This is a genomic window from Kamptonema animale CS-326 (assembly GCF_028330895.1).
GTDB lineage: Bacteria > Cyanobacteriota > Cyanobacteriia > Cyanobacteriales > Microcoleaceae > Kamptonema > Kamptonema formosum.
The window spans coordinates 1-15,024 of the sequence record NZ_JAQMUA010000051.1 but is presented as its reverse complement, the minus strand read 5'-3'; the positions used below and the strand labels follow the sequence as shown (position 1 = coordinate 15,024).

Here is a 15,024-nt window from a genome sequence, read left to right as displayed (position 1 = left end):
CGCGATCGCGCCTATTCTCCCACTTCTTACCCCCCAAGTCGCCGCAGCACTAGCACCCGCTGAGGTGAATGCGATCGCTAAAGAAATTACAGTTCGCGTTGATGGCCCAACGGGCAACGGTTCTGGGGTGATTTTTGAAAAAAAAGGCAGCACTTACTATATAATTACTAATTGGCACGTAGTGAGCCAAGCGGGTAATTATCACATTGTTACCCCCGATGGCAAGCGCCATCCAGTCTATTACAGCCTGATCAAACGAATGCCGGGAGCCGATTTGGCTATAGTTCCCTTCAGCAGCGCGGAAAACTATCGCCTCGCTGTGTTGGCGAATACTGACGCAAGCGAGGGTAAAAAGCTTTATGTGGCTGGCTGGCCGCGATCGGGCGGAACTCTGCAACAGCCGATTTTGATTGTCACTGAGGGGCTGATGACGCGCCGCCAAGCTGCCTGGAATGGTTATACCTTAGTTTATAGTAACTTAGTGAGAGGAGGCATGAGCGGTGGCCCGGTATTGGACGAAGGGGCGAGGGTTGTAGCCATTAATGGCATTATACAATTAGAGGACAAATCCGATAAAATTGTGGCCGCCGGGATTGAGATCGATACTTTCTTGAAGTGGCGGACAAGCCTTGCGCTGCCAACAGTACCCCAAGATTCTCCAACGGCGGGAAAACCGCCAACTACTACTCCTGTGAATAATACGCCGCGCCCCCCTGCGAATGCTGCTTTTACTCTCGCTAGTGCGCTCAAGGTGTCGGCGGGAGTTGTGAGTTCAGTGGCGGCCGCCGCTTCTCACTTTGTATCAGGAAATACTGACGGCAGTATTTCTGTCTGGAATTTGCCCAGCGGCGAGTTAAAGAGTACGCTGCGGGGTCACGGGGACGCGGTAAATGCAGTGGCGATCGCATCTGATGGCAAGATTTTTGCTAGCGGTAGCGATGACAAAACTATTAAGATTTGGAATCTAGAAACAGGTGAGAATATTCGCACTTTGACCGGGCATTCTGATGTGGTAGTTGCAATTGCCCTCAGTCCTGATGGTCAGTTTTTAGCCAGTGGTAGCTGGGATAAAACTGTTAAGATTTGGAATGTGAAAACTGGGGCTTTACTTTATACTTTGTTGGGACATTCTGCCCTGGTAAATTCGGTGGCGATCGCATCAGATGGCAAAACTTTAGCTAGTGGCAGTAAGGATGGTTCTATTAAGTTATGGAATCTGCAAACTGGTGACTTAATCCGCACTTTAAAAGGTAATTCTTTATCTATTTTGTCGGTGGCTTTCAGTCCCGATGTCAAAACTTTAGCTAGTGGTAGTGGTGATGGAACAATTGGCCTATGGAATTTGGGTACTGGGCAATTAATTAAGCGTTTGAGCGGGCATACAGATGGGGTTTGGTCTGTAGCAATTACTAAAGATGGAAATACTTTAGTTAGCGGTAGTTGGGATAAGACAGTTAAACTTTGGGATGTACGTTCTGGGGCACTGAAAGGAACTTTAAGCGGGCATTCTGGCTATGTTAATTCTGTTGCAATTAGTGGGGATGGGCAGATGATTGTTAGTGGGGGTTGGGATGGGCAGATCAAGATTTGGAAAAGAGGAGGGTGAGAGTTCTTAAGCGTTGCTTACCTTAATTTAATTTGGGGTTGCCATCACTAATTAGTTAATAATTTGGCTGGTAAGTGTAGACCTAACTGTTTAATTAATCAATAAATATATACACAAAAATATTTTAGAAAGCAATTTGTTCTCATGTAGCAACAATTTGTGCTATAACCTTACTTATACAATTTTTTCAGTCAGAAGTTTTACCGCGATTAACCATTGCCTTACTAAAGGAAGCTTTACAGCGTAGTCGCAACCAAGATCGATCGCAAGTAGGGACATGGCTATTAGCGCAATTTCCACAATTATTAGCCTAATTAATTACCATGCCAAAAACTATTAATAGCCTTTTCCTAGCCAGTTTACTTATCTTCATTCCCATCTCCCTACCTACACTCGTTCGTGCCGAAATTTCCGAAACTTCTACTACAAATATTAACCAAAAAATTCTCATCAAAGATGAACTATATTTTGGTCTAACTAAACCGGGAGGTAGTACAATTTCCGATGTAGAATGGCAGCAATTTTTAAACACTACCATTACGCCCCGCTTTCACGAAGGATTAACCGTCTTAGATTCCTATGGACAATATCTCAATAGCAATAGCTTACTGGTAACAGAAAAGTCCAAAGTCGTTATTTTAATTTATGAAAATAGCCCAGAGAAAAATCGGGCAATAGCAGAAATTATCGATATCTATAAACGCACCTTTCAACAAGAATCCGTACTCCGCGTAACTACTGAAGCTAAAGTCTCATTTTAATTCTATAGGACTTACGCATAGAGTCCTAGAAACCGGGTTTTTGAGAAAATCTGCGAGCGCAACGAAGTATTTTCGTCAAAAAACCCGGTTTCTTTGGTTGGGTGCGTAATTCTTGTTCTATTTGTCAGTAGGAAAAGATGCTGAATTAAGTAGAAGGAAGAAGGAAGAAGGAAGAAGGAAGAAGGATTTAGTTATCTAGGAGAGAAGGAAGAATGTTTATACGGTCAGCTTTTTAGCCATCCCGATCTTATGTTTAATTAGGTGGATTTACTTATCAACAAAAGAAAAGCCCCGCCGCAGAGATTTATTCTCAGTAACTTGCACTTCAAATCTCACACTATCCACTAGAGTACCAGATTTAGCTTGTAAATTCCATTGACCAGGTTGAAGTTGCCAAAAAAGTGAATTAGATGACTGAGTGGCTAACTTTTTACCATTCAACCACCACTCAACGGGGGCGTTATTTGCTCCAGACAATTTAAACTCTAGGCGTGAAGTTTTATTCTGATTTATCAGAAAATAAGCATCATTTTGAGGGAAAACTATTTTGAAGTTGTTATTAGTTAAACTAGATTTACTCTGCCTTGCTAACCACTCATTATAATCTTCAGACAGCTTTAAACTACCTGGCTCAGTTTCGTATTTACTGATATCTTCAGGATAAAAATATTCTTGTACAACCGAGGGACATTCAGGTGTAGGCCGCCACCCGGAAATAGCACAAATAGGGCGCTGTACTAACCCTTTTAAAGCAGGAAAAGGTGCAGGATCTTGATGTTCGTGCAAGTGTAAGATAATGTGATTCCAGAGAGGGGCAGCACCCATGACTCCAGAGACTTTCTTCATGCGATCGCCATTGAAATTGCCTACCCAAGTTGCAACTGTATAATCAGTAGTAAACCCAACTGTCCAAGTATCCCGAAAATTAGAAGAAGTCCCTGTTTTCACCGCTGTAGTAAATGGTAAAGCCAGCACCGAATCAACACCAAACTCTTGAGCGCGGGCGTGAGCATCGCTTAACATATTAGTAATTAATGCCGATGTTGTTCGATCGATGATAGGTGTATCACTGGAAATTTTATCATCATTAAATGTGGTGACAATCGGTGTCGATTGCCCTTGTCTTGCTAAGGTCACATAAGCTCTAGCTAACTCAAATAAACTAACTTCACCGCTACCTAAAACTAAGCCTAAACCATAGTATTCTGGAGATTGAGTTAAATGCTCAAATCCCAATTCATGCAAACGATTAAGAAACGTAGATACTCCCACTTTTTCTAATACCCTTACTGCTGGAATGTTGAGAGAATTTGCCAAGGCAACCCGCACCCGTACCGGGCCTAAAAATGTTTCATCGTTATAATTAGTTGGGTTGTAAAGTTTTGCACCGGGAATGGCGTAATAAGTCGGTACATCGGCTAAAATAGTGTTGGGTCTAATCGCACGTTTTTCTAATGCTAATTCATACAAGAATGGTTTAAGGGTAGAACCAGGCTGGCGTAGCGCTTGCACTCCATCATTCCGACCTATTTCTATTTCATTAAAATAATCTGGAGAACCGACATAAGCTAAAACTTCCCCAGTATGATTATCTATGACCAGAGCTGCTGCATTGTGGACATTATGGGGAGATAAAGAGTTAACAACCTGCTGCACTTGTGCTTCCACAAACTGCTGTAAAGAACGATCGATCGTGGTGCGAATATGAGACGGATGCTGCTTGGGTAATTGATTAGATAGCCAGAATAAAAAGTGAGGTGCGGCAATAATTCCCTGTTCTTTCGGTGCTAGTAAAATTTCTTCATTCAAGGCTCTATTTGCCTGCGATCGCGTGATATACTTGTCTTTGACCATGCGATCGAGTACGTAATTTTGCCGTTTTTTCAGAGATTGCCAGCGGTAGTAAGGATTGAGGTTATTTGGATCGTTGGGGATAGCTGCTAAAAGGCTCGCTTGAGCAAGATTCAGATCGGCGGCGGAAATGCCAAAATAGTTACGGGAAGCAGCTTCTACCCCGTAAATATTACCGCTCATTGGCAATCTGTTGATGTAAGATTCGAGAATTTCGTCTCTATTCATGCCGGCGAAAATGCGCCAAGATAACCAAATTTCTCGCACTTTATTAGCTAATGTGCGAGGTGCGGGGTCTAGCATCCGCGCTAACTGCATAGTGATGGTAGAAGCGCCGCTGACTAACTGTTTGGCTTGTGCGGCTTCGAGGAGCGACCGCGCGATCGCTCTCAGATCTGTGGCACCATGTTGATAAAATCGGCTATCCTCAGCGGCAATGATGGCGCGTACAAAGTGAGAAGAAACTCGATTTAAGGGTACAGCGGCGGTATGTTCTTGGTCACGAGTGAGAATAGTACCGAGAGTAAGGCCGTTGCGATCGCTAAATTCGATCGCCTCCCGATCCTGTGCGATGTCAGCAGCGCGGATGGGTGCGAGATAGGGAAGCGATCGCACCGTCAGACAAATTAATACTAACACCAAAAATAGGCGAAGTTTTGGGTTTCTACATTTGCGCCCAGCCTTCTGGGAATTTTTAATTAGCCACAGCCTTAATGCTCTCATCAATTAATCCCTCAGCCAAGAAAAGTTTAATCTATTTCCGATATTGAAACAACCCTACCGGATCGACAAAAAAGTATAACGTAACCCCGCCCTCTGGGCGGTATCTTTAACCGCCGAAAGGCGGGATTACGCATATTCATTTACAAGACTACAACTTGAATATCCCTACTTCCAGAAACTATAAATTTCGCACTCATTAAGAAAAAATACAAAATCTCTACACCATAAAATTATAGGCTTTAATCATTTATATAGCCTTAGCAATGGCTGAGTTAAAAATTTAATAAAATTGATCGGGAAACCCGATCGCGTCAACTGTAGATACAGTAGCCGTAAAGGAAAAAATCAATATGAAATTCAAAAAATGGATAAGGCCGATACTTCTCCTAATTCTCACGGTGGTAGTAACAACCTGTGGAGTCGCGAATAAATCCTCAAAAATTGAGCCGCTTCCCTCAGTTGCTCCCCTAATTACTCCGCAACTGGTAGACTGGATTGAAGAAATTAGTCCAACTGGAAAAGCTGAACCTCTCAACCAAATTCGCATTCGGTTTAAAGAGGCATTAATTCCCGTGGAAAGCCTTGATAGTTCCGAACAGCAAGACAAACTAAAACTATTTGAAATCAAACCTGCTATCCCCGGTCAATTCCGTTTTTTAACCCCGCGCATGGTGGGATTTCAACCGGAACAAGCACTACCTAAAGCTACTCGTATTCAAATTGCCATCAAAGCAGGTTTGACTGATTTAAAAAATCACCGCCTCGATCGAGATTTAAGTTGGACATTTAACACCGAACCAATCCAACTTTCCAATTTACCCACTTCTCAACCGGAAAATTCAGAGTTTCAACCCATTGATATTAAGCCTACTCTGAAATTCACATCAAATGTAGAATTAGATTTAGCTTCAGTGCAACAACATTTGAAGCTAATCCCAGAGGGACAAACAACAACTGTGCCTGTTAAAGTAGAGTTAGAAAAAGCTGAGGTAAAATCAGAGGATAGGGAAAACCCAGAAGAAAATTTCGATCCATCGGTTCGCCCTTTTAAGTATACCATAGTTCCCCAACAAACCCTCGAAAAAGCCACTCAGTACCGTCTAGAATTTGACTCTGGCTTGCTCCCACTTCGCGGTAATCTCCCCAGCGAAACACCATTTGTTAGCCAGGTAGAAACTTATTCGCCCTTGACATTTAAAGCTATTAAATTTTTTGGACAACCCGATGCTGGCGGTGCTTATGGTCGGTTCGTAAAAGGCAGCGGTCAGTTACAATTTAATAACGGTATTATCGCGGATTCAGCGCGGGAGAATATCACCGTTAATCCCCAACCTAAAAAATCTCCCACACTTGTTCAAGCCTATGACAATGAACCTTTGGTTAGCCTGAATCCCTGGAGTTTAGAACCAGCAAAACAATATACTATTACTATTGGTGCTAACCTCAAAGATAAATTCGGTCAAACCTTGGGAAAACCAGTCACATTGCAGTATGAAACAGGCGATGTCTCTGGCGAAATTTGGACACCCACAGGGTTAAATGTTTTCCCAGCAGGTAAAGACTTACAACTGAATATTTCTACAGTCAATTTGCCAGAATCCCAGTACAAAGCAGCTTATAAAGTCGTTCAACCGACTGATTTAGTTTATACTGCTGACGCATATCCAAGAGGCGAGGGAAATGATTTACTTTCCAATCCTTCTGACTGGCAAACTTTTCGAGTTTCAGGGCAGAAAAATCAGCCTCTGGATATAACAGTTCCCTTACGGGAAAAACTAGGTGCAGCAACAGGAATGCTTGCCTATGGAGTGCAAGCACGCACGAATCTTTACTCGGATGAAAAAGGTAAACAGCAATGGCGAGAACCGACCAATTACGGTTTAGTTCAATTGACTAATTTGGGAGTATTTGCCCAGTGGTTCCCAGAGTCAGGCTTAATTAGAGTAAACCATCTCGATGATGGTTCCCCAGTAGCAGCAGCAGTCGAGATTTATGAATCTCAATTACAGGCAAAATCTCGACCTGAACCTACTCTTTGTGCAACGGGTAAAACTGACAATAATGGTACATTATTACTCAATCGCGATAATTTACAGAACTGTATTAAATCTGAAGTAGGTGGCTTTGAAAAAGCACCAAGTTTATTAGTCATTGCCCGCGAAAACAAAGACTGGGCATTTGCTAGAACTGAAGAATATAGCGGTGCTTATGGCTACGGGATTGAAGGAGATACTTGGAACAGTAATAAACCACAATCGCGCGGTACAATCTTCTCAGACAGACAACTTTATCAACCAGGAGAAAAAGCTTGGTTGACTGGAACTGCTTACTATCTCCAAAATGGAGTTATCAAGCAGGACAAAAATGCCAGTTATGCAGTCACGCTGCAAACTCCTAGCGGTACTAAGACTGATTTAGGAACTCAGACAACTAATGAATTTGGCACATTTTCCCTAGAATTACCCCTAGAAAATAATCTACCTTTAGGCTACTATTCTGTTGTAGCTAAAGGGGGAAGCGGAGCTGAAATTTCCGGTCAATTTCGGATTGCTGAATTCAAACCACCTAATTTTAAGGTAGATTTAAACCTCGGTAAAGAGTTTGCACTGATTGACGATAAAATCGAGGCAACTGCCCAAAGTAATTATCTGTTCGGTTCCCCAGTAGAAGGTGGAAAAGCTAAATACTATGTCACTCGCCGCAAAGCAGAATTTACACCAAAAGGTTGGGAAGAATTTGCCTTTGGGCGGCAATGGTTTTGGCCAGAAGAAAGCCCGAACGTTCCCACTGATGTACTGCAACAAAATGCAGTCTTAGATGCTAGTGGTAAAGGCAATCAAACATTTACAATCGGCAAAGATTTGCCCTATCCTATGAATTATCGGGTAGATATTGAAGTCTCCGATGTTTCAAATCTGTCTGTATCCGATTCTAAAACATTTACTGCCCTACCCAGCGAGCGATTAATTGGTTTACAGACTAATTTTGTTGGCGATGCAGGTAAACCTTTACCGATTCAAGTCATCGTTACCGATCCTACAGGAAAACTCATCGAAGATCAAAAAGTCCGAGTTGAACTGCAAAAAATTAACTACAGCAGCGTTACTCAAGTAGTCGAAGGTAGTCGCAATCCTCGCAATCAAATTGAATACAAAACAGTAGCAAAAAGCGAGGTAAAATCTGGCAGCACCCCTCAAACAGTATCTCTCAGTCCTCCTGAATCTGGTTCTTACCGCATTCGGGCTAATTTTGCTGATAGCAATAACGAAGTAACTGCCACTGATTTACAGATTTGGGCAACAGGAGAAAATGTCGTAAGCTGGGGTAACAGATACGATAATAATCGCCTGGAAGTCAAACTCGACAAGAAAAGCTATCAACCAGGTGAAACAGCAACAGCTTTAATTCAATCGCCTTATCCAGAAGCAGAGTTATACTTTGCCGTTGTCCGCGATAAAACTCTCTATCAAACTGTCACTAAAGTTAAGGGAGGCGCTCCTCAAATCCAATTCCAAGTAACGCCAGAAATGTTACCAAATGCAGCAGTAGAAGCTGTGTTAGTCCGTCAAGGCAAGAGTTTAAAAGAATTGGAACCTGGAAGTTTAGAAAATCTGGTAAAAATCGGCTTTGCTCCTTTTCAAACCAGTTTAGATGCTAAATACTTGAAAGTTCAAGTCACTCCCCAACAAACAGAATTACAACCGGGTGCAGAGGAAACCGTACAACTACAATTACAGGACAATCAAGGGAAACCAATCAAGGGGCAATTTACAGTTATGGCTGTCAATGAAGCCGTGCTGCAACTAACTGGATATCGCCCGCCAGATTTGGTTAAAACTGTCTATGCGGAGCAATCTATTTCTACCCGCTTCAACGATAATCGACCGAATGTAGTGTTAGAAAATATGGCTTCACCCCTGGCAAAAGGTTGGGGTTATGGCGGTGGATTTTCCACAGGTGCGGCAAATACTCGCGTCCGCAAAGATTTTCAAGCTTTGGCTTATTACAATGGTTCTGTTGTTACAGATGCTAATGGGAAAGCGAGCGTTACATTCAAACTTCCTGACGATTTAACAATGTGGCGTGTGATGGCTATTGCTACTGACGGCAATTTAGATTTTGGTAATGGCGAGGCAACTTTTATTACCACTAAATCGCTAATTTCTAATCCCATTTTACCGCAGTTTGCCCGCCCCGGCGATCGCATTCAAGCTGGCTTATCTGTGACTAATAACACTCAGGAAAAAGGCAATCTGACAATTAATGGTCAAGTAGCCGGTGCCGTAAAATTTGAAGGCAATAATCCAACAGCGGCGAATCTAAAAACTCAGGCTGAATCAGGTACTCATGCTTACCGTTTCCCCATTATGGCCGGTAATGCTGGTGATGCTAAAGTTCAATTTGCCACGCAATTAAATAGCAATGTAGATGCGTTTGAAGTGCCTTTAGAGGTGAAACCTTTAGAAGTTACAGAAAACGTTGTGGAAGTGGGAACAACTGCAAATCAGGTAAAAATTCCTCTGAAGGTTGATAAAAATGTGGTGTCAGATGTTGGCGGTTTAGAAATTTCTCTAGCTAGTACATTGATACCAGAAATTATCGCACCAGCAAAACAGGTTTTACAGGATGAACAGTTACCATTTTTGGAACCTGCGGCTAGTCAGTTATTAATTGCAGCTAATTTGCAAACTCTTTCTCAACAATACGCTCAAAGTTTGAAAGATTTTAATCCTAGCAAAGAAGCTGCGATCGCGCTTGAAAAATTGCAAAAACTTCAGCGTCCCGATGGTGGTTTTGCTTCCTATCCCGGACAAGAACTATCTGACCCGTTTGTGACTCCCTATGCAGCAAATGCAATCGCATCTGCTTCTAAGGCTTTTCCTAATACAGTCGATGCGGGGATGCTATCTCGCCTGACAGACTACTTGAAGAAAACTCTTGCTGACCCCGGACAATATGAGTTTTGCAAAGAGCAAGTTTGTAAGAATCAAGTGAGATTATCGGCTTTAATCTCTTTAGCAGAATTGGGCGAAAAGCGCAATGATTTTCTCGCCGATATCTATCAACAGCGGAGTGAATATAATCTAGTTACTCAAATTGAGCTGGCGCGTTACCTTTCTCAATTTAATGACTGGCAAAATGAGTCTAAAGTGCTAACTAATCAGTTGCAAAAAAGCATCTATATCACGGGTCGCACAGCTACGGTGAATCTACCTAAGAATGTGAGCTGGATAGCTTCTCCTACAGCTATTCAAGCTCAAGCTTTGCGCCTGTTTATCGCTCAAAAAAGCAAGACTGAAGATATCGATCGCTTATTGCAAAGTCTCCTAAATTTGCGGCGCGATGGCACTTGGCGAAGCACTTATGACAATGCAGAAGCACTGACAGCTTTAGTAGATTACAGCAAAACTCAGCCGACACCACCTAAGTTTAGCGCTACGGTAAAATTGGCTGGTAAACAGTTAGATTCCATTCAGTTTGACGGCTACCGCAATCCCAGTCAGTTTATTACCGTAGCCACAGATCAATTGCCACGAAATGGCGATCTAATCATTCAGAAATCTGGTCAAGGTACGCTGCACTATATCGTCAATTATGGCTATCGCTTGCAGGGTAATCAACCGGGACGCTTAAACGGGTTGCGAGTAGTGCGAGAAATCCGGTCTGCGGGTGAAGATCGAGTGTTAGGAAAGCAGCAACTTTCTATTCCTAAAGAGCTGACTTTGGGAGTGGGACAAGTCTTTGATATTGGTTTGGAAATTATCGCCGATCGCCCTGTGGATCATGTGGTAATTACTGACCAGTTACCTGCTGGTTTCGAGGCAATTGATAACAGTTTCCAAACCTCTACAAAGGCAGTGGAAGCTCAAGGTGATAGCTGGCAAATTGGGTATAAAACGATGTATCGCGATCGCGTTGTCGCCTATAGCGATCGCCTCGAACCCGGAGCCTACAGCTTTCACTACCTCGTCCGTTCCGTCACCCCCGGAACCTATCTCTGGCCCGGCGCAGAAGCTCATTTACAATACGCTCCTGAAGAGTTTGGGCGATCGGCTTCCTCTACCTTGATTGTGTCCGATAAATGACTTACGTAACGCCCCCTCTGGGCGGTTCCATCACCCAGAGGGCGGCGTTACGGATACCGCCCCCCGGCGGCGGATCGTTTGCACGCATTCGCTGTACTATAGGATAACCTTTATAGTATGCAGGGTTACACCCCCTATTTTAGGGGTGAGATCCCACCCCCTGCAACCAACAACAAGAATTTGAGGGTAATCTAGGACTATACAATTTGGGATTTCGGTTTGAGAATTAATAGGGAACTAATTAGATTTAACAGGAGACGCAACAATGGCAGATAAAGCCAATCAAAAGGCTCAACCCTCTGAAAATGACGACTTAAAGGATTTAAAAGGAATCTTTAAAGGGATAATTGTGAGCGCAGCTTGGTCTTATGCAGATATTTTAGAGAAAAATAAACAAGCCGAATCTCAACAGGAAACCGCCCAAAAATCCGAGGAAGAAAAAGTCGAGCCTGATATAGCTAGGGGCTAGGGGCTAGGGGCTAGGCAAAGAAGGGGAAGATAGAAGAGGGAAGAGGGAAGAGGGAAAAGCTTACGACCTACTGCTGCATAACTTTGGAGAATTGGGATTACGTTTACGATCGCTTTGGCTCTATGCCATTTTCCACAAAAGGAATAGTAAAATGAAACTGAGAACCGCGATCTTTCCCTGCCGAATTCGCCCAAATCTGACCGCCCCAACTCCTAACAATCTGTCTACAAATTGCTAGCCCCAAACCAGTACCCCCAGTGCTACGGCGCAAAGCACCTTCCTCTTGATAAAAGCGGTCAAATACCACCTCTAAACGGTTAGGCTCAATGCCGCGCCCAGTATCAGTTACCACTACCTCGATCGTCCGATCGCCATTGCGTTTAGCCTCAATCGTCACAGTACCTTTCGGTTCTGTAAATTTGCAAGCATTATCCAGCAGTTTCGAGAGCACTTCCACCAGCCATTCCCCATCCGCCTGTACCAAAGGCAGCTCTGGCGGCACTTGTGCGATAATCTGCGGTAAATCCTCACGTTGACGGCGGGCCCGAATGCTGCTGAGAGCCAGATCGACGCACTCTTGCAGTGGCAAGCTTTCCATATTCCATTGCACTCTGCCACTCTCTAAGTGAGAAAGAGTGAGAAAGTCCTGCACCAGTTTACGCATTCGCTCTGCGTCACTTAAAGCAGTTTCTAGCATCACTTGCCGCAACTCTAAAGGCATATCGGGGTCTTGGCTCAAGCTTTCCAGGCAAACTTGGATAGTAGACAGGGGAGTGCGGAGTTCGTGACCCGTGATCGCGATTAAATTACTGCGAGTGCGATCGAGAGCTTCCAGTTGTTGGTTGAGTTCTTCTAAGTGAGCGTAGGTTTCAGCTTGAATTAGGGCCGCTCCCAGTTGAGTCGCGATCGCCTCTACGAGGGCCAATTCATCTTCTTCCCAAGCCTTCGTAGAATAGCACTGATGCAATTCCACTATCCCCAAAACCCGCCCCTGATAAAGCACTGGCACCATCAGCCAAGAAAGAATTTGCCACTGTTGAACCAGTGTCCGCAATGCCGATGTATTAGCAATCAGGGGATATTCTGCCCCTTGTTCCACATAAACTGGCTCTAACTTACTCACAACCTCCTCAAACATGGGATTGTTTTGCAGCGGCCAAGTCTGACCCCGCAGAGAACGAACGCCGGGACGCAAAAATTCCTGATTGATTTTGGCGGCTGCATCTGTAGCTTTGCAGCGGTAAATCAAGCAGCGGCAAGCATGGAGAGCCTCTCCTAATTCTTGCACAGCTACTTCGATCATCTCGTCATGATTGAGCGATCGCCGCATCGCTGTGGTAATTAAATTTACTAAACGCTCTTTCCGCTCTTGGGCCGCGATCGAACGGTAAGCTTTCAGTAATTTATGCTGACCCGCCTGTAAATATGTCACCAAACGCTGAGCAAACGGCTCATTCAATTTGGGATTTTGGCCCCCCTTTCTCAAGGCAGATTTAGATTTGGCATTAGTCGTTTTTCGCTGCTTCGGCAATTCCTTGGCAATACCATAAATATTTTGCGCTTCCTCAATCTTTTGTTCTAACTCCGGCCGATAGTTAAGAATTCGTTTCAGCAGTAAATCAGCAGCTTTGCAGCTCACTTCGCGGTCAAACGTCCAAATCCCTTCAAAGCGGCGAGCTTGATCCATCATTGCCAGCGGTGCGCTATCGTTCCCATTTTGAGTAGGAGCCTTTCGTTCTTGACAGATTAAGCAAGTTGAATATTCTTGGCCGATCACGACTAAATGCCACTCTTGACTCAAGCCGTCTTCCGGCTTAAATGCTACAGTCTCGTAACAGTCAGAAGCATTTTTGAAATCAGTTTCCGGTACCGCCAGCACATAAACCTGAGATGTGAGCGTGGCAATGCGCCGATAACGGTGAGCTTCCTGACGATAAAAGCGCTCTCGCTGGAAACTCGCGATCACTAGCGGCTGGTCTAACCCCGCCAGTACCAGGTCTTCCATCGCGTGGGAAAGCGCCGTCAGCGACGACTTGAAATAAATTTGCGATCGCAGTTGCGGCAAAGCTTGCAGCAGCTCTGGTAGTACCGAAGTTGGGACGATCATCTAGCCTTAGACGTAAATTTTTGCCGATGACAAGACAGGAGCGATCGACAGGAGGTTTTATTCGATCTGTTACCAGTATCGGTTCTATGAAACTTATTCAAATCTACGATTGGGCAGATTTAATGTTCACTTCCTGTTTCACGCTGGGGAGTCGGCTCCTTCGATGTCCACAGGCATAAATTCAGACCGAACTAGCCTTACTAATTCTTTTGAGACTTTAGCTATAGCAGTTTTCAATTGCGTAGGTACTAATCTTAATTAGTAATTAGCCATTAGCCATTAGCTATTACCAATTACCAATTACCAATTACCTTCTTAAAAATTGTTAAATTGCTCATAAGTGCTACTTTAACATTTTGTATGAGTAAGTTTAGAAAGAATTAGGTAAAATTTTGTGAACCGCCCTCACCATCAAAAAGCATGAGCTATTAGCTATGAGCTTCCCAGCTAACAGCTAATAGCACTTTTCTTTAATTTTTGTAAATCTTCAAGCTACGGTCTAGGCTGCCTCACACATCCTCGCGGGCCTCGTCGTTATTACCCGGAGAAGACTTATAAAGAGCATCCAATTGTTCGCGAGCGTCTTGGACTGAAAGCGATCGCATTACCAACAATGGCTCATTCACAACATTCCCATAATCATCCAATAATTCTGGATGCGGCACTGCTTGAAATCTAGAGGATGATGCGTTATAATTGCCACCTCTAAATGGTTGGATGCGCTGAGACTCCATACCCACCGTCAACAAACTGCGGAATAAGTTCCCCACAGCCAAAAAAGCTAGGATCGTGAAAGCCAGAATGTAAAGCAAATGTAACATAATATTCTCCTCCGGGCCCAACAGCCACACAAAAATTTACAAAAGTTTTGAGCAAGGAATAACTTATTAACTGGAAATATTTTTGAGATTGTCCGTATCTGCGATCGCCATCTTCTTAATTTAGAAGCAAGCGGGCCAGAGTTCAACTCTCACTATTTTTTCCAGGGTTAGCAAACTGCTCTAGGCGAAAGTGCATGACAACTTGCCAGCATTCAGTAAACAGTTTGTGCTAAGGAATGAGCACAGCCGTTTCCCCCCCAACTTCACCTCCCATTGCTTGAAATAGCGCCTGTGCAGCACTTACTTCTTGCTGAGCCTGTCTTACCCTGGCGAGTAAGTCACATTGCTCCTGAGAACCTAAACAAAGGATATCCTCAGTTTTCAGGAGGTTGATCGAACGCTCAAACCAAGACCGAGAATCCTCTAGTAGCTCTGGCAGTAAGACTTTGAGCAATTGAGGTTCCGGCAAGTTGGGATTAACGATTCATTAAAATCAACTTATCTATCTATTTTAATCTTAACGCAATTCACATTTTTTAATATTTATTTAACAAAGTTTCAATTTTTTCGCCTTGGGAAATGTTGAATTTTGAATACCCT

General features: G+C 43.6%; 8 protein-coding genes. 4 read left to right on the top strand and 4 right to left on the bottom strand.

What is annotated here, in order from left to right; genetic code table 11:
• Window positions 1-1,606, top strand: a 1,606-nt coding sequence (locus PN499_RS03180) for a trypsin-like peptidase domain-containing protein (protein ID WP_272030241.1), incomplete at its 5' end; no start/stop codon positions are given.
• A 323-nt stretch (window positions 1,607-1,929) separates the two neighbouring features.
• Window positions 1,930-2,367, top strand: coding sequence for a DUF3574 domain-containing protein (locus tag PN499_RS03170; RefSeq protein ID WP_272030240.1), 438 nt, complete (start codon window positions 1,930-1,932; stop codon window positions 2,365-2,367).
• Window positions 2,368-2,634: 267 nt separating this feature from the next.
• Here PN499_RS03170 and pbpC read toward each other — a convergent pair whose 3' ends face one another.
• Window positions 2,635-4,941: a penicillin-binding protein 1C gene (gene pbpC, locus PN499_RS03165; RefSeq protein ID WP_272030239.1), complete on the bottom strand. Its 2,307-nt coding sequence runs from the start codon at window positions 4,939-4,941 to the stop codon at window positions 2,635-2,637.
• A 350-nt stretch (window positions 4,942-5,291) separates the two neighbouring features.
• On the opposite strand from pbpC, the gene PN499_RS03160 reads away from it, so the two are divergent.
• Window positions 5,292-11,027: an alpha-2-macroglobulin family protein gene (locus PN499_RS03160; protein WP_272030238.1), complete on the top strand. Its 5,736-nt coding sequence runs from the start codon at window positions 5,292-5,294 to the stop codon at window positions 11,025-11,027.
• A gap of 265 nt (window positions 11,028-11,292) precedes the next feature.
• A complete protein-coding gene (locus PN499_RS03155; protein ID WP_272030237.1) occupies window positions 11,293-11,496 on the top strand; it encodes a hypothetical protein in 204 nt (67 codons plus the stop codon).
• Window positions 11,497-11,599: 103 nt separating this feature from the next.
• Here the strand turns inward: PN499_RS03155 and PN499_RS03150 are convergent, their stop codons facing one another.
• The 3 genes from PN499_RS03150 to PN499_RS03140 form a co-directional block, all read right to left on the bottom strand.
• Complete coding sequence (locus PN499_RS03150; protein ID WP_272030236.1) at window positions 11,600-13,603, bottom strand: DICT sensory domain-containing protein; 2,004 nt, start codon at window positions 13,601-13,603, stop codon at window positions 11,600-11,602.
• Window positions 13,604-14,112: 509 nt separating this feature from the next.
• Complete coding sequence (locus PN499_RS03145) at window positions 14,113-14,424, bottom strand: DUF2973 domain-containing protein (RefSeq protein WP_272030235.1); 312 nt, start codon at window positions 14,422-14,424, stop codon at window positions 14,113-14,115.
• 229 nt (window positions 14,425-14,653) lie between these two features.
• On the bottom strand, window positions 14,654-14,893 hold the full coding sequence (locus PN499_RS03140; RefSeq protein WP_334311647.1) for a DUF2605 family protein: 240 nt from the start codon (window positions 14,891-14,893) through the stop codon (window positions 14,654-14,656).
• Window positions 14,894-15,024: the final 131 nt, after the last annotated feature.